The organism is Mesorhizobium sp. M1142 (genome assembly GCF_040318565.1).
GTDB lineage: Bacteria > Pseudomonadota > Alphaproteobacteria > Rhizobiales > Rhizobiaceae > Mesorhizobium.
This window is the reverse complement of record NZ_JAMYMK010000004.1, coordinates 39,807-63,875: the sequence shown is the minus strand read 5'-3', so window position 1 is coordinate 63,875 and position 24,069 is coordinate 39,807. Positions and strand designations below refer to the sequence as shown.

Below are 24,069 nucleotides of genomic sequence, written 5' to 3'. Positions count from 1 at the left end.
AGGCATCACTTCTTGTTGCGCGAAAGCTTGCCTATCAGGTTGCCGAGGCCAGCCTTTTTCTTCACCTTGATTTCGCTGCGCCCTGTCAGCACATGGGCGATGTCGTTGATCGTGGCGACGACCGGACTCTTTGCATCCATTTCACCGAGCATACGTCCGTTATTGGCAGCATTTCCGAACAAAAGCGGCTCGAAGGGGATGACCGACATCGGCGAAAGGCCGAGGGATTCGGAGAAGTCGGACGGCGTAATCTCGGGACGTTTCGGCACACCGGCCTGGTTGATCACAAGCTTTGGCGCAGGATCGTTCGGACGAAGCCGCTTCAGCATGTCGACCAGGTTCTTCGTGTTGCGCAGATTGGCCAGTTCGGGCGTCGCCGTGATGACGATCTCATCGGCCTTGACCAGCGTGTTCTTGGTCCAGCCGGCCCACAAGTGGGGAACATCGAGCACGAGGAGCGGCGCGCTACGCTGGGCTATGTCGATAAGCTGGGTGAAAGCGTCGGGATCGAAATCGTAGACCCGCTCCAGGGTCGAAGGGGCCGCAAGTAGCGACAGGTGCTCGGCGCATTGGGCGAGCAGTCGGTCGAGATAGACCTCGTCGACGCGTTCCGGCGAGAAGACCGCCTCGGCAATGCCTTGGGCCGGGTCCTGGTCGAAGTTGATATTGGCCGTTCCGAAGGCGAGGTCGAGATCGGCGACAACCACTTCGGATTTGAAAAGGGACGACATGGCCCAGGCCACATTATGGGCTATGGTCGAGGAGCCGACGCCGCCCTTGGCGCCGATGAACGCAATCGAGCGGCCGATCGGCTCAGCTTCCGGATCAACGAAGATCGAAGACACCACGCTGACGATGTCGGCCATCGATACGGGCGCGATGACATATTCGGAGATGCCCGAACGAATGAGTTCGCGATACAGGCCGACATCGTTGTAGTGGCCGACAACCACCACCTTGGAGGTCGGGTCACAATGCTCGGAGAGCTGGGCGAGTTGTTCCAGCAACAGCTTCGGCTCGCTGCGGGATTCAAGCAGGATCAGGTTCGGTGTCGGCGCCGACTGATAGAATTCGATAGCGGTGGGGATGCCCCCCATATGCACCTTCAGATGGGCCTTGGCCATGCGGCGATCCTCGCCGGCGCGCTCGACCGGATTGGCTACGCCTTCGGTCTCGCAAAATGCCTGGATCGAAATGCGCGGGATCGGCCGCAACGCCTGCATCGCGGCAATATCCTGCTCCGAGGTTTCGCCGCCCGGTACCTCTGTGTCATAGGCAAGATTGCTCATTGTCATCACTTTCCGTGACTTGCGCGGCTTAGAGTTTGTTGAGCCTCGACACTCGTTAATAATCGACTTCCGAATTGCCGAGGAATTCGTCCGAAATACCCCTGTCACGATAGACGTCGATCACCGCGCCGCGATTTTCCGCGTCGATCGGCGACGGTTTGCGTGGCCCGATCAGATCGGACGGATTGGCCATCTGGGCAGCCAGGTTGTTCTGATACGAACAGCCGAAATTGGCATAGTGCTTGTTTTCCGAAGTCTGCAGCAGGTCTTCGGGCCAGCGCCCGCATTTATCCGTCTGAGCCTTCACCGAGACGTAGGCAACGCGGACCGGTGCGGACGCTTCGGCTGAAACAGACTGATAGGACCGCATGGCGATCCGCTTCCGGCTGATGCCGCTGGCTATGGCGAGCCTGGCGAAATCGCGGCCGGCCGCGGCCGCTGCGATTTCGTTAGCTGAGCCGCTCGGAATCTCGATCGTCAGCACCGGAGCCGCGCTCCTGTCGTATCCGTTGAGAAAGCCCAGGAGCGTGTCACGCTGGGATCTGGTCATGCCACGGTCGCCGGCGCCGACCGGAAGGTCGATCTTCTGGACCTTCTCGGCGATGACGATAGGATGCGTGGTGCGATAGTCGTCCGGTATGGCACCGACCGTGACGCTGTCGCGATTGGCGCAGCCGGCCAGTGATGCCGCTACCGCGATCGCTATGATCGGAACGGCCGGCCGCCAGATCCGCGAATGAACGGACTGTATCGCGGTGACCGCCCTTGCCTTCGATACTGCCTGAGACATGTCGACTTCCCCGCTTACTTGTAGATAAAGCCGACAACGCCGTGATAGCGGCCGTTGGGCTTGTCGGTCTGCATGGTGCCGTAGACGCGGTTGACGCGGCCAAGGAACATGCCGGCGCCATCGCTGGCTGCGTTGAAATTGTCATCCGGCTTGGCAAGATCGTTGCGCGCCACCGGCTTCACCAGATAGGGCGTGATGATGATGACGAGTTCGGTCTCGTTGCGGACGAAATCCCTGCTGCGGAACAGCGTGCCTAGCACCGGTATTTTGGTCAGGCCGGGCAGCCCGGCAACCGCCTGCCTGATGTCGTCGCGGACAAGGCCGGCGATCATCATGGAACCGCCGGAGGGCAATTCCACCGTGGTGTCGGCCAGGCGTTTGCGGATCGACAGCAAAGTGGTGCCGGGTAAGTCGCCGGCACCTTCCAGGACTGCGGCGCCTTCGGTCGTAGGTTCCGAAACCGACGTCCTCACTTTCAGGCTGATGCGGCCCGCCGAGAGCACGACCGGCTGGAATTCGAGCCCAATTCCATATTCAAGGCGTTCGTGCTCGTAGGTAATCTGGCCAGTTTGATTGTCGTTTGAAACGTTGCTTGTTCGGCCGGTGATGATATTGAATTCGCCGCCGACCTTGAAGGTCGCCTTCTCGCCGGAAACGGCGGTGAGAGTCGGCTCGGCCAGCGTCTTCATGACACCGCTTTGCTCCATGGCGTTTATGTACGCTTGAAGAGTTGAGCTGCCGATCGCCGCCCCCGAATATTGCGACAGTGGCTTTCCCAATCCGTATGCGGGCGTGGTGAGAGCGCTCCAACTGATGCCGTTGCTGCTGCCGTTGCCGACCATGTTGACGCCGAGCTGCTTCATCACCGTGCGGCTGACCTCGGCAACCGTCACCTTCAGCGTCACCTGGTCGTCGCCGATAATCTGCAGCAGGTTGACGATCTTGCTGACGCGGCGCTCGGCATCCGGGTTGTCGATGGCGACGCCGGCTTCGGCCGAACCGCCGGCAGCGGTCTGCGAATATTGACCCGTGGTCGCCTCGCCGCCGGACACGAAGATGTTTGCCAGATCGGCCGCGCGCTTGGCGTCCAGAGGAGTGTCCACGGTTCCCGTCAGAACGACGTTGTCGTTCAGCAACTCGATCTTGACCTCCGACGACGGGATGAAGCGCTTGATATAATCCTCCAGCCCGGCAACATCGCGTTCGACCGCCAGGTCAAGGCTGACGATCTGCTCGCCATTCGGGCCAAAGACGAAGATGTTGGTCTCGCCGACCGCCTTTCCGAACAGATAGATGCGGCGGGCGGTGCGGGTCACCGCGTCGGCTACAGCGGGGTTGGCGACGAGGATATCATAGGCATCGCTCGGCAGGTCGATGACCACCGATTTATTGAGTCCGAGTTTGACCCGCTGGGTGGCGGTCGAAGCCGTGACCCTGGCATTGCCCGCCGCACTGGCATCGAGGATGCCATATGCATTCGTTCCAAGGAGAAACAGGCCGATCGCCGCAGCCAGGGTGAGCGGCAGTTTGGTTTTTAGCCTCATTTCCTTGCCCCCACCTCGGAAACTTCGCCCGACTTGATCAACCGCACGGTGCCGCGCCGACCGTTGCCGGAAACCAGGTAGTCGGCCTCGCCCACATTCTTGTCCTGGCTGTCCTTGATCGAGCGCAGCGCCAGTGTCAGGCGATCCGCCATCTGCTGTGCGACGGTGATGATCTCGGACTGCTGCGGCGTCAGCTCCAGGGTGGCGGTCTGGCCGACTCTGGTCTTCTTGCCTTCCTCATCCTCCTGAATGGTCTGATCGATCGCCAGGACACGAATGTTCTTGAGGATAGTTTCGGTCGTGAAGCCCGGACCACCGCCATTGGCGGCATCGGATCTGCGGGTCATGATGACGTCGACGAAATCGTTCGGAAGAATGAAGCCACCGGCCGAGGTGTCGGCCGAAATGCTTGTGGCGACAGCCCGCATGCCGGAGGGCAGGATCGACGACATGAAGCTTTGCCCTTCACCGATCAACTTCGAGCGGCGCAGCGGCTCGCCGGCATAGAGCGCCACGCGGGCGACGGCGCCCTTCAGCTTGTCCAGCGCTTCAGGCTCGGCAGCGCGGGTGATGAAATTTGCGTTGATGCCGGCGGACGGCCATGACTCCCAGGAAATGTTGTTTTCAAGCGGACTGCCCATCGGAACGTCGCCGGAAAGAACAAGCACATCCTGCAGCGCGATCGCCGGCGCCTGAGGACCGGAATCGACAACCGGAGGCGGCGGAGCCACAACCATGTTCTTCGCGACATAGCCTGCACCACCGGCCGCGGCTATCGCCACGCCTAGAATAATTAATCGGGATGCTGGCATCTGTCCGAACCTCGCCCTTGGCAAACCACTAGCCAAGCCGGACTTTGCAGCGGCAATCGTCAAAACAAGGTTAATGTTATACTTACGATCGTGATTAATTTAAGGTTTACATAAATTAGAGCGACAACTCTGGCCCGAAGGAAAACGTGGCCAATTCGCCTGCTCGGCGCCAACGGCGTAAAGCGAATTCAGCCCGCCAGCCTGGTAAGCGCCCAGGCCATCAACGGTGAGTCGGAATAGGTGAGCAGACCGCCAATGCCAAGCGCAATGCCGTACGGAACGCCGGTCGCCTCATCGGCGAAATGGCGCAGGAACCGATTGTGGCTTGTGACGGCGGCAAGCAGCGATTTTCGATAGGCGATGATGGCAAGGGTCAGCAGACCGCCGATGAACGTCGAGGTGACGAGATACTCGACGAGATGGATGTTCAGTCCCATCCATACGGCAGTGGCGGCCAAGAGCTTGGCGTCGCCGCCGCCCATGCCGCCAAGCGCGAACAGGCCGAATGTCACTACAAGAACCAGGCCGCCGGCGGCGAAGTGCCCGCCATAAGTGGCCCAGTCCATGCCGGTCAAGGGCGCAACCAAGGCAAAGACAACGACGAGCAGCACAGGCACGCGATTGGCGATCGTCATCGACAGCATGTCGGAGATTGCGGCAAAAAGCATGCAGAATGGAAAGACGACGAAGATCACGGCTTCAAGCATGGGCGTGGCGCCTGTGGTCAAACTGTACCTGGTCCCAGCCTAGGTATGTTCGATTAACGATTGATGAGGTCTAAAGTTCAAAATCATGCGTAGGACTAAATAAGGGCCGCCAGTGCGGCGGCCCTTATTGGGAAGCAACGGAATGTTGTTGCTTACGAAGCGTTGACCTTGGTGGCAATCTTGTCAAACTTGGCGTTCAGCGCGGTGCCGAGCGAGGTGGCGCCGACCATGATGGCGAGCGCGATGAGAGCGGCGATCAGACCGTATTCGATAGCGGTCGCGCCGGATTCGTCCTTCACAAAACGTGCGATGAGGTTAGACATTTGAGCTCCTACTCCAATTGTTACAGCACTTCCGTCAACTTCTCTTGGTGGCTGATCGGATACTGCGAATCTAAGGAGAAGCTGTTTCAATCGGCTTAATAAACAGGCTTACCGATTCCTTTCCCGCTTCGATGGCATTGCGTGGTTAACCCAGAACTAAAATACCCGCCGCTAGGACTCCGGGCCGACAAAAGGCGCAAAAGGCGCAATTCGGCGAAGACGTTCCAGCCGTGCCGGCTAGGCCCAATGCCGGTTCCGGCTTGATCCTGGACTCCAGCCGCTTAACGGTTGGTTCACCAATCTCGTTCATGTTCCGTTGAACAGTTTGCCAGGGGGCGCCTCAATGGCCGGGCCGAGATCATCATTTCCAGTTGCCGTGCTTTGTGCCGCAGCGGCTTTCGCCTTTCCAGCCAAGGCCGGCGCCGGCATCGAGGTGACGATGAACCAGGCAAAGATCATCAAATTGTCGCGCGCCGCCGATACGATTGTCGTCGGCAATCCGGCGATCGCCGACGCCTCCGTGCAGGACGCATCGACGATCGTACTGACCGGCAAGGGATTTGGCGTCACCAATCTTGTCGTCCTCGATCAGGAGGGCAACCCGATCGTCGATGAGCAAATAACCGTCGTGCGCCAGGCGGCGGCGTCGGTGCGCATCTATCGACGCGCCGAAGTGCAGACGATGTCCTGCGCGCCATATTGCGAAAGCTCGTATAAGAGCGATGCCGAGAAGGCCTCTGAAGCCGAGATGAGCGCCGGGCATTAGCTAGCCGACGTCTCCGTCTTTGGCGAGAACGTGCTTCGGTTATGGCCGGGTTAAGGCCTTCCCGTTGAATTTAACGGTCATTCCAACCGGACTTCAATCGGTTCCGACTAAGGGTGGGACCGATACAGAAGCGGCATCGGCGGACAGAGGACATGAGCAAGGCTGGGCGAGCAGGTTCTCCAAGACGGTTTTTGGGCGACCGCCGCGGAAGCACGGCAATCGAATTCGCCATGCTTGCAATTCCTTTCGCGCTTCTTGTATTCGCCATCCTGGAGAGCTGCATTTCATTTGCCGCACAGGAAGTGATGGCAAACGCCACAGACGACATCGCGCGCCAGTTGCGTACCGGCCAGCTAAGACCGGCCGATGTGTCCGGCACCAAGCTGCGGGATATGATCTGCACCAAATTGGAGATCATGGTCGCCAAGACCTGTCCCGGATTGCTGGTGGACTTGCGCGAATACCCGACCTTCGCCGATGCGGCGCTGGCCGGTTTCAAGATCCAGGATGGCGACGTCGTGCTGACCAAGGGCACGAGCACACAGACCTTCACGGTCGCACCGGGCCCGGCGGAGTCGAGAAACATGCTGCGGGTTTTTTACAAATGGCCGGTGATGACCGACTTCATGGCCAAATCGATGGCCAATCTGAAGGACGGCAAAACGCTGCATTTCGCCTCGATCACTTGGCAGAACGAGCCTTTCGAAAACTGAACCACCTAGTCGCTTGAAAAGGGCAAAGCCATGATTCGTGCGGTGGCACAGTTGGGCATCGCGGGGATTTGTACAAGAACAGTCCGGCTTTGCTCGGACCGCCGCGGTATTGCGGCCGTCGAGTTTGCCCTCATCGTGCCTGTCCTGTTGATCATGTACTTTATGACAATGGAGGCCTCGCAAGCCATCGAGACCAGCAAGAAGGTCAGCCGCATCGGCAGCATGGTAGCGGACCTCGTCACACAGCAGCAGACCATCAAGGCGGCCGATGTCGATGCTATCATGGCGATCGGCAGTTCCACGCTCCAGCCCTACAACCGCTCGAAACCGAAGATCATTATCACGGCGATACAGGTGACGAACGAGACGACGCCGAAAGTCCTGGTCGTGTGGTCGCGCAAACTGGTGGATGGCGTCTCTAGTCTCGACGCTGTCAAGGATTCCACCACAACGGTCCCGAGCGCGCTCAAGATCAAAGGCACTTTCCTCATTCGGGTCGAGAGCGATCTCGCCTACAAGCCAATTATCACCTGGTCGGCGGACGGCCAAAGCCGGTTCGGGTTGAGCTCGGTCTTCAATTCGATATCGATGGCGGAAACTTATTATCTGCGGCCGCGCAGGAGCCCGACCATTCCGTGCAGCGATTGCTGACGCCTGAAGCCCGCTAACCGGTCTGTTGCTATTGCTTGCAACCGCGGGCCGAGACTACACGCACGATGGCTGCAGCCGGCACATCGTCCCTCGGACCGGCAACGGTTCGGCGACGATACCGATACGGAACGTTCCGATAACATAGCGCCATCGGCGCGCGCCAGGTTTGCGCAAGACCCCTCCAGCAGCAAAGCCAGTACGGCGGCGAATGCTGTCATGGCAAGCCTCATGCGAGCTCCGCGCCGCGCATTTCCATCCGCAGATCGACCATGCCGCGATTCGTCTCTCCGGGACCAGCATGCCAACCGTGCTGTTTGGGTTTCCGAATTGCCAATGGCGGCGCGGAACCCTATGTCTGAGCCAACACACAGGAATGATGAACCTTTCGATGGCACGCGCCTTCCTTTTTGTCCTCGACTCCTTCGGCATCGGCGGCGCGGCCGACGCCGAACGCTATGGCGACACCGGCTCCAATACGTTCGCACACATCGCGCGGGCCTGCGCGGAAGGCCGCGCCGATCGCGAAGGCCTGCGTGACGGGCCCCTTCTTGTACCAAACATGCTTGCGCTCGGCCTCGGCCAGGCGGCGGCAACGGCGACGGGTTTCAGGTTCGAGAATGCCGGCAGTGCGCCGCTTGCCGCCGCCTTTCACGGCGCGGCCCAAGAGGTTTCGAGCGGCAAGGACACGCCATCGGGCCATTGGGAAATAGCCGGCCTGCCGGTCCGTTTCGACTGGGGTTACTTCCCGGACGCGATTCCCGCCTTTCCGGCCGAGTTGACCGAAGCAATGGTGCGTGAAGGGAAGGTGCCTGGCATCCTCGGCAATTGCCATGCTCCGGGCACCGAGATTATCGAACGGTTCGGCGATGACCATATCCGCACCGGCAAGCCGATCTGCTACACCTCGATCGACTCCGTCCTGCAGATCGCCGCGCATGAGGTTCATTTCGGCCTGGAACGGCTTTACGAGTTCTGCAAGGTGGTGCGCAGGCTCGTCGATCCGCTGAATATCGGCCGCGTCATAGCACGGCCGTTCATCGGTGAAACCGCCGCCACGTTCGAGCGAACGCATAATCGTCGCGACTATGCCGTACCGCCGCCGGAACCGACGCTGCTCGACCGTCTGACGGCGCGCGGCAGCCGGGTTATCGCGGTCGGCAAGATCGGCGACATTTTCGCCCACCGGGGCATCTCGGAAGTCCGCAAGGCTGCCGGCAACATGGCGATGTTCGACAAAGCGCTTGGCGCCATGGAAGACGCCCGCGACGGCGACCTCGTCTTCGCGAACTTTGTCGATTTCGACACCGAGTTCGGGCATCGGCGCGACGTTGCGGGGTATGCCGCCGCACTCGAAGCTTTCGACCGGCGCCTGCCCGAGGCATTCGCACGGCTGAGGTCAGGCGATCTGCTCATTTTGACCGCCGATCACGGCAACGATCCGACGTGGCGCGGCACCGACCACACGCGCGAGCGGATTCCGGTTATCGGGACACGGCCGGGTTTCAAAGGCGCAGACATCGGACTGAGGGCGACATTTGCCGACATCGGCGAAACCGTGGCCGAACATCTCGGGCTGGCGCGCGGCCGTCACGGCACCTCCTTCCATGCCACGATAGGTGGCCATGCCTGAGCTGCCGGAAGTCGAGACAGTCAGGCGCGGTCTGCAGCCGGCCCTTGAAGGTGCCCGCATTGTCGACGTCGAGGCACGCCGGCCGGATTTGCGGTTTCCGTTCCCCGCGAGATTTTCCGAGCGGCTGACCGGCAAGACGATTGCTGCGCTCGGCCGCCGTGCCAAATATCTGACAATGCACATGGACAACGGCCCGGTTCTGATCTGCCATCTCGGCATGTCGGGTTCGTTTCGCATCGAAACGGCCGACGAGAGCGCAACGCCCGGCGCGTTCCACCACGAACGTTCGAAAAACACTGCTCACGATCACGTCGTCTTCGACATCGCATCCCCTGCCGGCGTCCGCTCTCGCGTGATCTTCAACGACCCGCGCCGCTTCGGGTTCATGCTGTTTTCGGAAGGCGAGCCCGACATGCATCCGATGCTGGCGGGATTAGGCGTCGAGCCTACAGGCAACGCACTCGACGGCACGCTGCTCGCTTCGTTGCTGAAAGGTCGCAAGTCACCGCTGAAAGCGGCACTTCTGGACCAGAGGCTAATTGCCGGGCTAGGCAATATCTACGTCTCGGAAGCGCTTTGGCGGGCCGGCCTGTCGCCGCTGCGCGAAGCGGGCACCCTCGCGAGAGCCGGCAAGAAAGCCAAAGAGCAGAGCGAACGCCTGGCCGAAGCTATCCGCTCGGTCGTCGCCGATGCGATCGCCGCCGGCGGCTCGTCGTTGCGCGACTATATGCAGACCGATGGATCGCTGGGCTACTTCCAGCATTCCTTCGCGGTTTACGATCGCGAGGGCGAAGCCTGCTCCAAGCCTGGTTGTGGCGGCCACATCGAGCGTATCGTGCAAAGCGGTCGTTCGACTTTCCACTGCCGGGCCTGTCAGGCTTAAACCAGAAGCGAGGAGGAGCAAAGCATGGGCTATGAAACCATCATCGTCGAAACCCGCGGCAAGGTCGGGCTGATTACGCTGAACCGGCCGCAGGCGCTCAACGCGCTGAATTCACAAGTGCTGGCGGAACTGGTCGCCTCGGTGAACAGCATGGGCGCCAATGCCGACATTGGCGCCATGGTCATCACTGGTTCGGAGAAGGCTTTCGCGGCAGGTGCCGATATCAAGGAAATGCAGTCGATCTCCTACGTGGATGCTTATGTGCAGGATTTCTTCGTCGGCTGGGAAGAATTTACGCGGGCACGAAAGCCGATCATCGCGGCGGTGGCGGGCTATGCGCTGGGGGGCGGCTGCGAACTGGCGATGATGTGCGACTTCATCATCGCCGCCGACACCGCCAAGTTTGGCCAACCCGAGATCACGCTGGGCGTCATGCCCGGCATGGGCGGATCGCAGCGCCTGACCCGCTTTGTCGGCAAGTCGAAGGCGATGGATATGTGCCTGACGGGGCGAATGATGGACGCAGCCGAGGCCGAGCGTTCCGGCCTTGTCTCGCGCGTCGTGCCAGCCGGCGAGTTGATCGAGGAAGCGCTTAAGGCAGCAGCGAAGATCGCCGATTTTTCCTTACCGTCGGTGATGATGGCGAAGGAGGCCGTCAACCGCGCCTATGAGACGACGCTCACCGAGGGTCTACGGTTCGAGCGCCGGCTGTTTCATTCGCTGTTTGCGCTGGATGACCAGAAGGAAGGCATGGCGGCCTTCACCGGCAAGCGGAAGCCGAATTTCACGAACCGATGAGATGACGAGGGCACCGGTCAAAAAGAAAACACTGCAGCGTTGACGTGCCGGAAAAGCTGAACTATAAGCCGCACCAACCGAGGCGGCCTGTGGCTGCCCGTTTGTTTTTTGCGCCCCGCGGTATCCCGCAAGCGCCCACCAGATCAGAAGAGAGGCACCATGGCCAATACCTCCTCGGCCAAAAAGGCAACGCGCAAGATCGCCCGTCGCGCAGCGATCAACAAGAACCGCCGCTCCCGCGTCCGAACCTACATCCGCCAGGTCGAAGAGGCGCTCGCGGCTGGCGACAAGGCGGCCGCACAGGCTGCCTTCAAGGTGGCCGAGCCGGAACTGATGCGCGCCGCGACCAAGGGCGTGGTGCACAAGAACACGGCATCGCGCAAGGTGTCGCGGTTGGCCCAACGGGTCAAGGTGCTGTCAGCCTGATATATCCATTCCTGAACTGCGCTACTTCAAACCCGGCCAATCGCGCCGGGTTTTTTCGTTTGCCGGCAAGTACTTAAAAGAAAGCCCGCAAAATGGCGCTCCGCGAGCATTTCAAAGTTCGAAATGCTTTGCCGGCATATACATGCCCGCTCATATTCGGAGCCTCCGAATCCGCCAATACGAAAATTTCCGAGCGTCACGGATTTCCGTTTCTTTTCATAAGCTTACCGATGGTGATCCACAGCTTGTTCACATCAGCTGCGGCCGATAGGCGACAATTGGCTGTCAAGTGAATTATTTCAGAAAATTTCGCGTTGTGTAGCGTTTTTCATATTCGCCGGAAAAGGGTTTGAATCACAATGGCTTTGTCAAAATCAACTATTGCAGCATGGCGTTCGAAAAGTCCCTTGCTAGTCAGATTCCTTAAAAATCCGTTAGGGGTGGCCTTGCTCTATCCACAACGATTTCGGTAATGTCTGTCCATCGAAGGGACGGGCCCTTGGCCCTTGACCAGCCTGAAACCGGCCAGCTCAAATTGGCAGAGTTTGCGGCGCGGATTCAACTCCGCGGACGGGGTTGGTTTGTCTTTTCGATACGGTAGGGGACTGGCGTAATTGTACATGGCAGGTCGACGGTGCGCCGGCGGTTGTTCGCCGGACGGCATTTTGTTGCCCTGACATGACCAAAGCGGATCGGCGCTTCGGCGCCGGACCGACAACGAGGCGATTCATCAGCCGGCGGCGGCGATGGTGTCGCAGCGAAGACACGGTCGCCGGAAACATGGATGCAGGAGGCGCATCCCCGGCGGAAAACAGGTACAAGAGACAAGGAACTCGATCATGCAGAGCGGCGGCATCGAAAGGGAGCTTACAGGCGACCTCCCATTTCCTGGAACGTTAGTCGGAAGGAACGACATGGCGGCTTCCAATGAAGCTGAACAGAAGTTCGATCGGGTCAAGGCCCAGTTGAAGGCGCGTCTGGGAACCGAGGTCTATTCGAGCTGGTTCGGGCGCATGAAGGTCGCTGAATCCTCTAAGGGCATTGTCCGCATCTCAGTGCCAACCGCATTCCTGCGTTCATGGATCAACGGCCACTATCTCGATCTCATCACCGAATTGTGGAAGCACGAGGATCCGGAGATCCTCAAGATCGAGATCGTGGTTCGCACCGCCACACGACAGGGCCGCAACAGCGTTGAGCCAGAAGTGGCGCCGGCGCGCAAGATGACCAGGCAGACGCAAACCGCGCTCTCTGCGGGCACGGCGAGCCCCAGCAGGGTCGAACGGGTCCCGGTACCCCGCCCGGGGATGCCGGCAGAAACCGAGTTCCGGCACAACGTTCTCGGTTCGCCGCTCGATCCACGCTACACTTTCACCTCCTTCATCGAAGGACCATCGAACCGAGTGGCTTTTGCCGCCGCCAAGGCGGTCGCGGAATCGCAGTCGAGCGCGGTGCGTTTCAATCCGCTCTTTCTTCACGCAACGGTCGGACTGGGCAAGACGCATCTGTTGCAGGCGATCGCCGCAGAATCGCTGAAGCAGAATCCGAAATCGCGGGTCGTCTATCTGACGGCTGAGTATTTCATGTGGCGGTTCGCCACCGCGATCCGCGACAACAACGCACTGACGTTGAAAGAACAGCTGCGCGACATCGACCTCCTCATCATCGACGACATGCAGTTCCTGCAGGGCAAGTCGATCCAGCACGAATTCTGCCATTTGATCAACATGCTGCTCGACAGCGCCAAGCAGGTGGTGGTCGCTGCCGACCGGCCGCCGTCCGAATTGGAGTCGCTGGAGCCACGCGTCCGCTCGCGCCTCAACGGCGGCGTCGCGCTGGAAATGTCGGCCCCGGATTTCGCCATGCGTATCGGTATGCTCAAGCTCAGGCTTGCCACCGCCAAGCTCGACGATGCGTCGCTGGATATTTCCGAAGAGATCCTCAACCACGTCGCCCGCACGGTGACCGGCAGCGGGCGCGAGCTCGAAGGTGCCTTCAACCAGCTTTTGTTTCGCCAATCCTTCGAACCGCAGATCACCATCGACCGCATCGATGAGATCCTCGGCCACATCTATCGTTCGGGTGAACCGAAGCGGGTGCGTATCGAGGACATCCAGCGCATCGTCGCGCGCCACTACAACGTGTCGAAGACCGAACTGCTGTCCAACCGGCGCACACGCACCATCGTCAAGCCGCGGCAGGTCGCTATGTATCTGTCGAAGGTTTTGACGCCGCGCTCGCTGCCGGAGATCGGGCGGCGGTTCGGCGGCCGCGACCATACGACCGTGCTGCATGCGGTGCGCAAGATCGAGGATCTTTCCGGTGCCGACAACACACTGGCGCAGGAGCTCGAATTGCTGAGAAGGCTGATCAACGACCAGGCCTGATGGCCCGAGAAACGCCGGCTCGCGAACTTCGGCCTTTTTATGCCTAGAAAGCCCGCGCAGCCGGTCCGAACCGGTGGCGCGGGCTTGCGTTTGCCGGGTTTTTCCTGTCAGTTTACGCAGATTCTGAGCCTGTTCAGACCTTTCGCGGGGCACCGCTTGCCGGAGACCCGTTCATTCATTCAAGCGAGCCTGTTTCGTCATGCGTGTTATCCTGGAACGGTCAAATCTCCTGAAGTCTCTCAACCATGTTCACCGCGTGGTCGAGCGGCGCAACACCATTCCGATCCTGTCGAACGTGCTGCTCAGCGCCGAGGGGGCCAGCCTTGAAATGAAGGCGACCGACCTCGACCTGGAGGTGACCGAAGCGACGCCGGCAAAGGTCGAGCGCGGCGGGGCGACAACGGTCCCGGCGCATCTGCTCTACGACATCGTGCGCAAGCTTGCCGACGGCGCGGAGGTGGCGCTGAAGACCGACGAAGACGGCAACGCCATGACGGTGACGTCGGGGCGCTCGAGCTTCCGCCTGCAGTGCCTGCCGCAGTCCGACTTTCCCGAACTTTCAGCCGGGTCGTTCTCGCATATTTTCCGGCTCGATTCCGTCGGACTAAAGGGCCTCATCGAAAAGACCCAGTTCGCCATCTCGACCGAGGAGACGCGCTATTATCTGAACGGCATTTATCTGCACACGCACGAGGCCGGCGGCAAGCTGAAACTGCGCTCTGTCGCGACCGACGGCCACCGGCTGGCGCGGGCCGAGATCGATGCGCCGGCAGGCTCTGAGGGCATGCCTGGCGTCATCATCCCGCGAAAGACGGTCAGCGAGTTGCAAAAGCTGGTCGACGATCCCGATGTTGCAGTCACCACCGAGTTGTCCGACACCAAGATTCGTTTCACCATCGGCAGCGTTATCTTGACCTCCAAGCTGATCGACGGCACTTTCCCGGACTACCAGCGCGTCATTCCGACCGGCAACGACAAGAAGCTGATTATCGATCGCCAGAGTTTCGCCGCTGCCGTCGATCGCGTTTCGACCATTTCGTCCGAACGCGGCCGGGCGGTGAAGCTTTCGATCGCCGAAGGACAGGTCACGCTTGCGGTCAACAACCCGGATTCGGGCAGTGCCACCGAGGAACTGGCGGCCGACTATTCGTCTGATCCGATCGAGATCGGCTTCAACGCCAAATACCTGCTCGACGTTGCCGCGCAACTGACCGGCACGGAGGCGAAGTTCATGCTGGCGGATGCCGGTTCCCCGACGCTGATCCACGATATGGCCGACGAGACCGCGCTCTACGTGCTGATGCCGATGCGGGTGTAGGGCCCGAACGGGGCCATCTTGCTGCCGTGACCAAATCTGCAAAACCGCAGCAGACCTACATAAGTAAGCTCACACTTACGAATTTCCGCAACTATGCGGCGTTGGCAATCGACCTTGATCCCGGCGCCGTGGTTTTTTCCGGCGACAATGGCGCCGGAAAAACCAATCTGCTTGAAGCGATCTCGCTGCTCACGCCTGCCCGCGGCTTGCGCCGCGCACCCTATGCCGAGGTGGCGCGCGAAGGCGGTGATGGTGGCTTTGCGCTGCATGCCCGGCTTGACGGGCCGGAAGGCCAGGTCGAGATCGGTACCGGAATAGCGGGCAGCGACGGCGAAGGCGGCCGGCGAGTGCGGATCAACGGCGCGGCGGCACGCTCAGCCGAAGACATGCTGGAATGGCTGCGCGTGGTCTGGTTGACACCGGCTATGGACGGCCTGTTCCCCGGGCCGGCGGCCGATCGTCGGCGCTTCCTCGACCGGCTGGTGCTTGCGATCGATCCCGGCCACGGCCAGCGCGCGCTTGACTACGAAAAGGCAATGCGCGGCCGCAACAGGCTGCTCGCCGACGGTTCGCGCGACAGTGCGTGGTTCGATGCGATCGAGATGCAAATGGCTGAGACCGGCGTGGCAATTGCCGCGGCGCGTGCCGAACTGGTGCGCCTGCTCGCCGCCATGATCGACCGGCTGCCCGGCGACGGACCGTTTCCGCAAGCCGACATCGGCATCTCGGGCGAACTGGAAGGCGAAATCGGTGTTTTACCGGCCGTCGACGTAGAGGAACGGTTCCGTCGCGCCCTTGCCCAGGGGCGCGACCGCGACCGCACCGCCGGGCGCACGCTCGACGGCCCGCACCGTACCGACCTCGTGGTGCGCCACCGGCCCAAAGCGATGCCAGCCGAGCTCTGTTCGACCGGCGAGCAGAAGGCGCTGCTGGTCGGCATCGTCTTATCGCATGCGCGGCTAACCGGCGAAATATCGGGCATGACGCCGATCCTGCTGCTCGACGAGATTGCCGCCCATCTCGACGGCGGTCGACGGGCGGCCTTGTTCTCGATCCTGGAGGAACTGAACTGCCAGGCCTTCATGACCGGGACCGATGCCGCGTTGTTTGACAGCCTCAAGGGACGAGCGCAGTTCCTGACCGTAGATCACGGTAAGGTCAGGCCGACCATTTGACCTTCGGCCATGGCGCGCACTTCTGAGCGGCACGCATTGATGCCTGACAAGTTTTTTCCTCCGTTATATGGTCCCGGGGATGATCACAGCCGCCCTTACCGACGAAGAGCTCGAACGCTACGCCCGCCACATAGTGCTGCCCGAAATCGGCGGCGCCGGCCAGCAGCGGCTAAAGCGGGCGCGGGTGCTGGTCATTGGCGCCGGCGGATTGGGTGCGCCGGTGCTCGAATATCTCGCCGCTGCGGGCGTTGGCACGCTCGGTATCGTCGACGACGACAGCGTCTCCCTTTCCAACCTGCAACGACAAGTGATTCACGGCACGGACATGGTCGGCATGGCAAAAACCGACAGTGCCAAGGCTGCGATCACCCGCATCAATCCAAACGTAGTCGTGGAAGAGCACAATTTCAGGCTGACCGCAGACACCGCCCCTGCCCTCATCGCCCGTTATGACATCGTCGTTGACGGCTCCGACAATTTCGAGGCACGCTACGCAGTGGCCGACGCCTGCGCCGCCGAAAGCCGGCCGCTCGTGCACGCCGCCGTTGGCCGCTTCGACGGCTCGGTCACCGTACTGAAGCCTTTCGAGACCGGCCCGGACGGCAAGTTGAACCCAAGCTACCGCGATCTTTTTCCCGAAGCACCGCCGCCGGGACTGGTGCCGTCCTGCGCGGTGGCCGGCATTGTCGGCGCGCTGACCGGGGTCATCGGCACGCTGCAAGCAATGGAAGCGATCAAGCTGATCACCGGGATTGGCGAGCCGCTGGTCGGGCGACTGTTGCTCTACGATGCGCTGGCGGCACGCTTCGACACGATCCGCTACAAGCGAACCAGCCCGTGAGCCAGTCTGCCGAGGTCTCCATTGTGCAGCTTGCGGCCGATTTCGACCGGTGGGACGAGGTCCTGGCTCTGATCATGCGCGCCTTCGCCTTCATGGACGGCGTCATTGACCCGCCGTCCTCGGCGCATCGCCTTACCGTTGAAAATCTCAGGGCTAGAGCGCTGGAGGAGACAGCATTCCTGGCCCTGAAGGAAAACGAGATCGTCGCTTGCGTCTTCGTCCTTAAGCGCGCAAACGACCTCTATATTGGAAAGCTCGCGGTCGAGCCGACGCTTCAGGGACAAGGCGTCGGAAAACAGCTGATGCAGGCCGTCGAAGATCTTGCCCGCAGCCACAACAGGACCGCCATCGAGCTCCAGACCCGGATCGAGCTGACCGGAAATCACGCAGCCTTTGCCCGCCTCGGTTTTCGTGAAACCGAACGGACAGCGCACAAGGGCTACGACCGGCCGACCTCGATCACCATGCGCAAGATGCTTCCCGTAGGCAAACGCTATCCAAAGACGAACGCGCGGTTGCCGCGGCAAGACCATGCCGGCGCGATGGCAGGTCACGCCCTCAGCGGCAGCACACGGTCGGGCGGACGATGACCGTCGAAGAAGGCGCGGATGTTGATGATTACCTTCTCGCCCATGTCGATACGGCCTTCGAGGGTCGCCGAGCCCATATGCGGCAACAGCACGACCTTGCCTTTGTGGGCAAGTTTCAGCAGCTTGCTGTTCAGCGCCGGCTCGTGCTCGTAGACGTCGAGGCCGGCGCCGGCGATCTTGCCGTCATGGATGAGCTTGACCAGCGATTCCTCATCGATGATATCGCCGCGCGCGGTGTTGACTATGTAAGCTGACGGTTGCAGAAGCGCCAGCCGCCGCGCCGAAAGCAGGTGGAAGGTTGCCGGTGTCGATGGGCAATTGACCGAGATAATGTCCATTCGGGCGAGCATCTGGTCGAGGCTTTCCCAATATGTCGCTTCCAACTCGTCCTCGATTGCCGGAAGCACGCGGTGGCGGTTGTGGTAGTGGATCGAGAGGCCAAAGGCCTTGGCGCGCCTGGCGACGGCGGTGCCGATGCGACCCATGCCGACAATGCCGAGCCGTTTGCCCCAGATGCGCCGGCCGAGCATCCAAGTCGGCGACCAGCCCGCCCATTTCTTGTCGCCGGTCAGCACGTTGGCGCCTTCGGCCAGCCGCCGCGGCACGGCCAGCATTAGCGCCATGGTCATGTCGGCCGTATCTTCGGTCAACACGTTCGGCGTGTTGGTGACGGTGATGCCTTTCTTGGCCGCTGCCGCAACATCGATCTTGTCAACGCCATTGCCAAAATTGGCGATCAGCTTGAGGTTGTCGCCAGCCTGGGCAATCAGCGCCGCATCGATATTGTCGGTGACGGTCGGCACCAGCACGTCGGCCTCCTTGACCGCCGCCACCAATTCCGGCTGCGTCATCGGCCTGTCCTCGACATTCAAGCGGGCGTCGAACAACTCGCGCATGCGGGTCTCGACCGGGTCGGGCAATTTGCGCGTGATGATGACGAGGGGCTTCTTTTTGCCTGCCATTGTTTCCTCGAACCCGATCTCGTTGAGACCTCTTTAACCAAGAACGGCGAAACTGAGAGCCGATCGCGGTACCGGTCATTCATGTAACAAGCGGTTCCGCCGAAGACAAAGAAAAAGGGGCGAAGGCCGATGGGCCGGCGCCGAAAGGAACGAAAGTGTCTGGTTTCGCGTCGCTCCGCCTGACCCTCAGTGCAGCATTCCTCGGCGCTCTCATCCATAGCCCACTGGTGATGGCGCAAAGTGCCGCGGCACCCGCCCAGAGCGTCACGCTCGGACCAAGCGGCTTGCCGCTGCCGCGCTTCGTCAGCCTGAAATCCGGCCGCGTCAACTCGCGCGTTGGGCCGGGCGTCAATTATTCCGTCGACTGGATGTATATGAAGCCAGGCCTGCCGATGGAGATCATCCAGGAGTTCGATACGTGGCGCCGTGTGCGCGATGCCGACGGCTCGGAAGGCTGGATCAATCAGTCGCTGCTTTCGGGCCGCCGCACGGCGATCGTCGCCCCCTGGCAGCGCGGCAAGGACGCTCGCGTCAACCTCCTAGACGACCCGGCAAAAGATGCTGGCGTCATCGCGATCCTCGAACCGGGGGTGATGGGCACGATCAAGTCCTGCGATGGCCAGTGGTGCGAAATGACCTTCGACGGTCATACCGGCTGGCTCGCGCAGTCGCTCGTCTGGGGTGCCTATCCCGGCGAAAAGGTCAAGAACTGACGTTTCTGGACCGCAGGTCGGGCCAGCACGGCAAGCACCGGATCCGGCACTTGTTTCGCTGATCTTCGGTTCGGGGATGGTTTAGCGGCCGATGCGGCCGAGATGGGTATCCTGGAAACTGCTCGACAGCTTCAAGCCATATCCCAAACAACCACCAGGAACACCAGCGATCGCATAGAAGACAAAAGCCGCCACCGCGACGGCGACCCATTCAAAGCCGGAGCGTCAAATCCAGGAATTCATAAGGCGCCGGTCAGTCGCAGCGTTTCGGACGCAGTCTCACCACGATATCGACATTGGCGATCTCCATGCCTTCCGGCGGTTCCGGCAGGTTGGAAACCGTCACCGGGCCGCTGTCGATATCGAAGATCCTGTTTTCGCCCTCGATATAGAAATGATGGTGATCGGATGTGTTGGTGTCGAAATAAGTCTTCGATCCCTCGACGGCAAGGATGCGCAGAAGACCTGCCTGGGTAAACTGGTGCAGAGCATTGTAGACGGTGGCCAGGGACACCGGCACGCCGGCGGCAAGCGCCTCCTCGTGCAGTTCCTCGGCCGAAAGATGGCGGTCGCCCTTGGCGAAAAGCAGATCGGCCAGTGCGATGCGCTGGCGTGTCGGCCTCAGACCGGCCTCGCGAACCCGCTTGTCCACAGCGACATTATCCTTCCGGCAACCCAGATCCATCTATCCGTCGCGCTCACAGTTCCGCCTCAGACACGTCCAACATGGCAGAAATTGAGCATCTGCCGAAACTGGACGTGTCCTGACATATATTCTGTCGACCGAATGCGATCAATAGCGCGCATTGACCCGGGCAGACGGGCAGGTTAAGCGCAAACGCCGGTTTCCGGCCTGAAACAGATTGTGTTAGGAAACCACCGACAAGGGCGCCTTTCGCCCGGGACGATCACGGGGACGAGATTGATGGCGGGTTCGAAATCCAGCTACGGTTACGAGGAATTGCTTGCCTGCGCCCGCGGCGAGCTGTTCGGACCGGGAAATGCGCAGCTGCCCTATCCGCCGATGCTGATGTTCGACCGCATCACCGAGATCAGCGAAACTGGCGGTGCGTTCGACAAGGGTTTCATCCGCGCGGAGTTCGATATCAAGCCGGATTTGTGGTTTTTCGCCTGCCATTTCATCGGCAATCCGATCATGCCGGGATGCCTGGGCCTGGACGCCATGTGGCAGTTGACGGGGTTCTATCTCGGATGGCTCGGTGAACCCGGCAAGGGAATGGCGCTGTCGACCGGGGAGGTGAGGTTCAAAGGCATGGTCACGCCAACGGTCAAGAAGGTGGAGTATGGCGTCGACTTCAAGCGGGTGATGCGCGGTCGGCTTGTGCTTGGTATCGCCGATGGCTGGCTGAAGGCAGATGGCGAGCCCATATATGCGGCAACGGATCTGAAGGTCGGTCTTTCCAAGCAATCGGCCGCCGTCTGAACGAAGACCCTACAGTGCCACGTCTTGGACGTCCAAAGGACGCTGTAGCACTTTAATTTTGCGCATGGTTCCGTTCCGCAAATCGATTTCAGGTTTCGGAGGTCCGCGCTGGAAGGAGTTGCGAATGAGACGGGTCGTAGTCACAGGTCTCGGCATCGTGTCGTCGATAGGCAATAATGCCAACGAGGTGCAGACCTCGCTGCACGATGCCAGATCCGGCATCAGCTTCTCCGACTCTTTCGCCGAGCATGGCTTCCGTTGCCGGGTGTGGGGTGCGCCGACACTGGATCCGTCGGGCATGATCGACCGTCGCGCCATGCGCTTCCTGTCGCAGGGTGCTGCCTGGAACCACGTCGCAATGGACCAGGCGATCGCAGATGCCGGCCTCGACGAGACCGACATCACCAACGAGCGCACCGGCATCGTGATGGGCTCCGGCGGACCGTCGACCCGTGCAATCGTCGAGGCGGCCGAGACCACGATCAAAAACGGCAGCCCCAAGCGGATCGGCCCGTTCGCGGTGCCAAAAGCGATGTCGTCGACCGCGTCGGCGACGCTTGCCACCTGGTTCAAGATCCACGGCGTCAACTATTCCATCTCATCGGCCTGCTCGACGTCAGCGCATTGCATCGGCAATGGCTACGAGCTGATCCAGTGGGGCAAGCAGGACATCGTGTTCGCCGGCGGCCATGAGGATCTCGACTGGACGATGTCGGATCTCTTCGATGCCATGGGCGCCATGTCGTCCAAGTTCAACGACAGGGCATCGGTCGCCTCCCGCGCCTACGACGTCGATCGCGACGGATTCGTCATTGCCGGCGGCGCCGGCGTGCTGATTCTTGAAGAGCTCGAGCACGCAAAAGCGCGCGGCGCCAAGATCTATGCCGAGATCGTCGGCTATGGCGCCACATCGGACGGCTACGATATGGTGGCGCCATCGGGCGAAGGCGCGGCACGCTGCATGCGACAGGCAATGGCGACCGTCACTTCACCAGTCGACTACATCAATACGCACGGCACCTCGACGCCGGTCGGCGACTCCAAGGAAATGGGCGCCATCCGCGAGGTGTTCGGCGACAACATGCCTTTCATCACATCGACGAAATCGCTGACCGGCCATTCGCTAGGTGCGGCCGGCGTGCAGGAATCGATCTACTCGATCCTGATGATGCAAGGCGGCTTCATCGGCGAGAGCGCCCACATCGAGAACCTCGATCCGGAATTCGAAGGCATGCCGATCGTGCGCAAGCGCATCGACAACGCAAGGATCGACACTGTTTTGTCCAATTCGTTCGGTTTCGGTGGCACCAACGCTACGCTGATTTTCCAGCGCTATTCCGCATAAGGATTTGCCGACCATGGACGGATTGATGAACGGCAAGCGCGGGCTTGTCATGGGTGTCGCCAACGATCATTCCATTGCCTGGGGTATCGCCCGCAAACTGTCCGAACATGGCGCGGAACTCGCCTTCACCTATCAGGGCGACGCCTTCGGACGCCGGGTCAAGCCGCTCGCCGAGAAGCTGGGCGCATCGCTGGTGGTGCCTTGCGACGTCGAGGACAGCGCGTCGGTCGCCGCCACCTTCGAGACCTTGGGCAAGGCGTGGGGCGGGCTGGACTTCATCGTTCACGCCATCGGCTTTTCCGACAAGAACGAGCTGAAAGGCCTCTACGCCGACACCAGCCGCGACAATTTCATCCGCACCATGGTGATCTCCTGCTATTCCTTCACCGAGGTTGCCCGCCACGCCGCCACGTTGATGAAGGACGGCGGCTCGATGATCACGCTGACTTATGCGGGTTCGGTTCGCGTCATGCCGAACTACAACGTCATGGGTGTTGCCAAGGCCGGGCTGGAGGCCAGCGTCCGCTATCTAGCCAACGACTACGGCCCGCGCGGCATCAGGGTGAACGGCATATCGGCGGGACCGGTACGGACGCTTGCGGGCGCCGGGATTTCCGACGCACGCCACATGTTCTCCTACCAGCAGCGCAATTCGCCGCTACGCCGTACGGTGACGATCGACGAAGTCGGCGGCTCCGCGCTCTATTTGCTGTCCGACCTGTCCTCCGGCGTCACCGGCGAAATCCACTATGTCGATTCCGGCTATCACATCGTGTCCATGCCGACGCTTGACGAGTTGAAGCAGACTGACGCCGGACGGGAATAGCGCGAGTGACGTGTCGCCGGCTTGCGCCGCAGCGTTTCAGCGTCGCGCCGAGAAGACCTTAAACATGCCGTCACGGGCGAGCTCCGCATGGGTGGAGAAGGCGGCCGCCAGCACCGGTTCGTAGGGAAGCTGACGGTTTGCCACCATTAACAACCGGCCGCCCGGCTTCAGCGCTTTGCCTGCCGCGCGGATCATACCGGCACCGATTTCCGGCTCAGTCGCCCGGCTGCGGTGAAAGGGCGGGTTCATGACGACCACATCGTAGCGGCGCTCCACCGGTTCGCTCAAAAGATCTGTCCAGAAGAAACGTGGCTCCACGCCTGTGTTGCCGACATTGGTTTTGGCGGCCTCCAGCGCCTCGAAATCCGCTTCGTAAAGGTCAAGTGCCGATATGCCGGGTGAGCGGGCGGCGACCTCGGCAGCGACATAGCCCCAACCTGCACAGAAATCCGCAACACTGCCACGCAGATCGTTGGGCAGATTTTCGACCAGCAGCTTCGATCCCGCATCGATCTTGTCGAAGGAAAACATGCCTGGGGCCGTGCGGAAGTGGTCCTCGACCACCAAGTCCGGATTGGCGGCGCGAAGCGTTGCCGCGGCAACGGTATCGGTCGGCCGGCGAAACCAGAAGGCAATGCCGTGATGTTTCGGCAGGTGGCCTTCGAGCCGCACAAGGGCGCCGACATGCTTGCGCAGGCTGGCGACGCCATCGTCCTTGCCGCCGGCGACGACGATCAACCCGCCTGGTACCACGCGTTTGACCGCTTCGGCGACGCGCAACTCGTTTTGGCCGCGATGGCGGCCGGCGAGCACAAATGCCGCGTCGAAAGCCTCGCCTTCGACCTGCGGCGTGACAGTGAAGCCGGAGGCCTGCAAGGCACGAAAATGCGGCCTGAAGCCTTGGACGAGATGAAGCTTGGCATCAAAGCCTGCGGGTAAGCGAAAGCCGGGCTCGGCACCGAGAAAGAGAATGCATTCATCCTTTCGTGGCAGGGACACAGCCCCTGCCTCGAATGGGTGGAAAAGCGTTTTCAGCGGCTCGGCGGACATTCACCACTCTTGAACTGCAAGGCTGTTGTTGAATGCAAACGGGCGCGACCTTCCGGCGCGCCCGCTTCGATTGCATAGTTAGATCA

General features: G+C 61.0%; 24 protein-coding genes and 1 pseudogene. 16 read left to right on the top strand and 9 right to left on the bottom strand.

The annotated features are described in order from the left end of the window. Nucleotides 1-5: 5 nt before the first annotated feature. The 6 genes from NKH42_RS08760 to NKH42_RS08735 all read right to left on the bottom strand — a co-directional run bounded on the left by NKH42_RS08760 (nt 6) and on the right by NKH42_RS08735 (nt 5,465). The gene (locus NKH42_RS08760; RefSeq protein ID WP_352751496.1) at nt 6-1,289 is read right to left on the bottom strand and encodes a CpaE/TadZ family protein; all 1,284 of its coding nucleotides are present in this window, start codon (nt 1,287-1,289) and stop codon (nt 6-8) included. A 55-nt stretch (nt 1,290-1,344) separates the two neighbouring features. Next, nucleotides 1,345-2,079, bottom strand: coding sequence for a CpaD family pilus assembly protein (locus NKH42_RS08755; protein ID WP_352751495.1), 735 nt, complete (start codon nt 2,077-2,079; stop codon nt 1,345-1,347). A 14-nt stretch (nt 2,080-2,093) separates the two neighbouring features. Next, complete coding sequence (locus NKH42_RS08750; protein WP_352702306.1) at nt 2,094-3,623, bottom strand: type II and III secretion system protein family protein; 1,530 nt, start codon at nt 3,621-3,623, stop codon at nt 2,094-2,096. Continuing rightward, nucleotides 3,620-4,435 (bottom strand): Flp pilus assembly protein CpaB, encoded by an 816-nt coding sequence (gene cpaB, locus NKH42_RS08745; RefSeq protein WP_352751494.1) that lies wholly within the window; start codon nt 4,433-4,435, stop codon nt 3,620-3,622. The genes NKH42_RS08750 and cpaB overlap by 4 nt, the downstream gene beginning before the upstream one ends. 188 nt (nt 4,436-4,623) lie before the next feature. Continuing rightward, the gene (locus NKH42_RS08740; protein ID WP_254816291.1) at nt 4,624-5,142 is read right to left on the bottom strand and encodes an A24 family peptidase; all 519 of its coding nucleotides are present in this window, start codon (nt 5,140-5,142) and stop codon (nt 4,624-4,626) included. A 152-nt stretch (nt 5,143-5,294) separates the two neighbouring features. Next, nucleotides 5,295-5,465 (bottom strand): Flp family type IVb pilin, encoded by a 171-nt coding sequence (locus NKH42_RS08735; protein ID WP_254816290.1) that lies wholly within the window; start codon nt 5,463-5,465, stop codon nt 5,295-5,297. Between the two features lie 343 nt (nt 5,466-5,808). On the opposite strand from NKH42_RS08735, the gene NKH42_RS08730 reads away from it, so the two are divergent. The 12 genes and pseudogenes from NKH42_RS08730 to NKH42_RS08675 all read left to right on the top strand — a co-directional run. After that, on the top strand, nt 5,809-6,231 hold the full coding sequence (locus tag NKH42_RS08730) for a pilus assembly protein N-terminal domain-containing protein (protein WP_254816289.1): 423 nt from the start codon (nt 5,809-5,811) through the stop codon (nt 6,229-6,231). A 152-nt stretch (nt 6,232-6,383) separates the two neighbouring features. Then, a complete protein-coding gene (locus NKH42_RS08725) occupies nt 6,384-6,944 on the top strand; it encodes a TadE/TadG family type IV pilus assembly protein (RefSeq protein WP_352751493.1) in 561 nt (186 codons plus the stop codon). 30 nt (nt 6,945-6,974) lie between these two features. After that, on the top strand, nt 6,975-7,595 hold the full coding sequence (locus tag NKH42_RS08720; protein ID WP_352751491.1) for a TadE/TadG family type IV pilus assembly protein: 621 nt from the start codon (nt 6,975-6,977) through the stop codon (nt 7,593-7,595). A gap of 388 nt (nt 7,596-7,983) precedes the next feature. Next, nucleotides 7,984-9,225 carry a phosphopentomutase gene (locus NKH42_RS08715; protein ID WP_352751489.1) on the top strand — a complete coding sequence of 414 codons (1,242 nt, stop codon included), beginning with the start codon at nt 7,984-7,986 and terminating at the stop codon, nt 9,223-9,225. Further along, nucleotides 9,218-10,108, top strand: coding sequence for a bifunctional DNA-formamidopyrimidine glycosylase/DNA-(apurinic or apyrimidinic site) lyase (gene mutM, locus NKH42_RS08710; RefSeq protein ID WP_352751487.1), 891 nt, complete (start codon nt 9,218-9,220; stop codon nt 10,106-10,108). Before NKH42_RS08715 ends, mutM begins: the two co-directional genes overlap by 8 nt. A gap of 24 nt (nt 10,109-10,132) precedes the next feature. Then, on the top strand, nt 10,133-10,906 hold the full coding sequence (locus tag NKH42_RS08705; protein ID WP_254816283.1) for an enoyl-CoA hydratase: 774 nt from the start codon (nt 10,133-10,135) through the stop codon (nt 10,904-10,906). Nucleotides 10,907-11,065: 159 nt separating this feature from the next. Continuing rightward, on the top strand, nt 11,066-11,332 hold the full coding sequence (rpsT, locus tag NKH42_RS08700) for a 30S ribosomal protein S20 (protein WP_023676922.1): 267 nt from the start codon (nt 11,066-11,068) through the stop codon (nt 11,330-11,332). Nucleotides 11,333-12,246: 914 nt separating this feature from the next. Further along, complete coding sequence (gene dnaA / locus NKH42_RS08695; protein WP_352751485.1) at nt 12,247-13,719, top strand: chromosomal replication initiator protein DnaA; 1,473 nt, start codon at nt 12,247-12,249, stop codon at nt 13,717-13,719. Nucleotides 13,720-13,918: 199 nt separating this feature from the next. Next, nucleotides 13,919-15,037, top strand: coding sequence for a DNA polymerase III subunit beta (dnaN, locus tag NKH42_RS08690; RefSeq protein WP_023676920.1), 1,119 nt, complete (start codon nt 13,919-13,921; stop codon nt 15,035-15,037). Between the two features lie 26 nt (nt 15,038-15,063). Next, nucleotides 15,064-16,212, top strand: a complete 1,149-nt coding sequence (recF, locus tag NKH42_RS08685; protein WP_352974040.1) for a DNA replication/repair protein RecF — start codon at nt 15,064-15,066, stop codon at nt 16,210-16,212. A 79-nt stretch (nt 16,213-16,291) separates the two neighbouring features. Further along, the gene (locus tag NKH42_RS08680) at nt 16,292-17,053 is read left to right on the top strand and encodes a molybdopterin-synthase adenylyltransferase MoeB (RefSeq protein ID WP_352506150.1); all 762 of its coding nucleotides are present in this window, start codon (nt 16,292-16,294) and stop codon (nt 17,051-17,053) included. Further along, a pseudogene (locus tag NKH42_RS08675) lies at nt 17,050-17,532 on the top strand (GNAT family N-acetyltransferase); the annotation flags it as partial. The gene NKH42_RS08680 and the pseudogene NKH42_RS08675, both read left to right, overlap by 4 nt. Before the next feature lie 71 nt (nt 17,533-17,603). Here the strand turns inward: NKH42_RS08675 and NKH42_RS08670 are convergent. Next, the gene (locus NKH42_RS08670) at nt 17,604-18,605 is read right to left on the bottom strand and encodes a 2-hydroxyacid dehydrogenase (RefSeq protein WP_254816279.1); all 1,002 of its coding nucleotides are present in this window, start codon (nt 18,603-18,605) and stop codon (nt 17,604-17,606) included. A gap of 155 nt (nt 18,606-18,760) precedes the next feature. Here NKH42_RS08670 and NKH42_RS08665 point away from each other — a divergent pair, with 155 nt between their 5' ends. After that, a complete protein-coding gene (locus NKH42_RS08665; RefSeq protein WP_023676915.1) occupies nt 18,761-19,318 on the top strand; it encodes an SH3 domain-containing protein in 558 nt (185 codons plus the stop codon). A 253-nt stretch (nt 19,319-19,571) separates the two neighbouring features. Here NKH42_RS08665 and irrA read toward each other — a convergent pair whose 3' ends face one another. Further along, a complete protein-coding gene (irrA, locus tag NKH42_RS08660) occupies nt 19,572-20,003 on the bottom strand; it encodes an iron response transcriptional regulator IrrA (protein ID WP_023676913.1) in 432 nt (143 codons plus the stop codon). 240 nt (nt 20,004-20,243) lie between these two features. Here irrA and fabA point away from each other — a divergent pair, with 240 nt between their 5' ends. The 3 genes from fabA (at nt 20,244) to fabI (ending at nt 22,933) form a co-directional block, all read left to right on the top strand. Beyond that, on the top strand, nt 20,244-20,762 hold the full coding sequence (gene fabA, locus NKH42_RS08655; protein ID WP_352506149.1) for a 3-hydroxyacyl-[acyl-carrier-protein] dehydratase FabA: 519 nt from the start codon (nt 20,244-20,246) through the stop codon (nt 20,760-20,762). 124 nt (nt 20,763-20,886) lie between these two features. After that, a complete protein-coding gene (gene fabB, locus NKH42_RS08650; protein ID WP_352686801.1) occupies nt 20,887-22,107 on the top strand; it encodes a beta-ketoacyl-ACP synthase I in 1,221 nt (406 codons plus the stop codon). Between the two features lie 13 nt (nt 22,108-22,120). Next, nucleotides 22,121-22,933 carry an enoyl-ACP reductase FabI gene (fabI, locus tag NKH42_RS08645; RefSeq protein ID WP_352475969.1) on the top strand — a complete coding sequence of 271 codons (813 nt, stop codon included), beginning with the start codon at nt 22,121-22,123 and terminating at the stop codon, nt 22,931-22,933. A 36-nt stretch (nt 22,934-22,969) separates the two neighbouring features. Here the strand turns inward: fabI and NKH42_RS08640 are convergent, their stop codons facing one another. Further along, nucleotides 22,970-23,983 carry a class I SAM-dependent methyltransferase gene (locus tag NKH42_RS08640; protein WP_352974038.1) on the bottom strand — a complete coding sequence of 338 codons (1,014 nt, stop codon included), beginning with the start codon at nt 23,981-23,983 and terminating at the stop codon, nt 22,970-22,972. Nucleotides 23,984-24,069 lie beyond the last annotated feature (86 nt).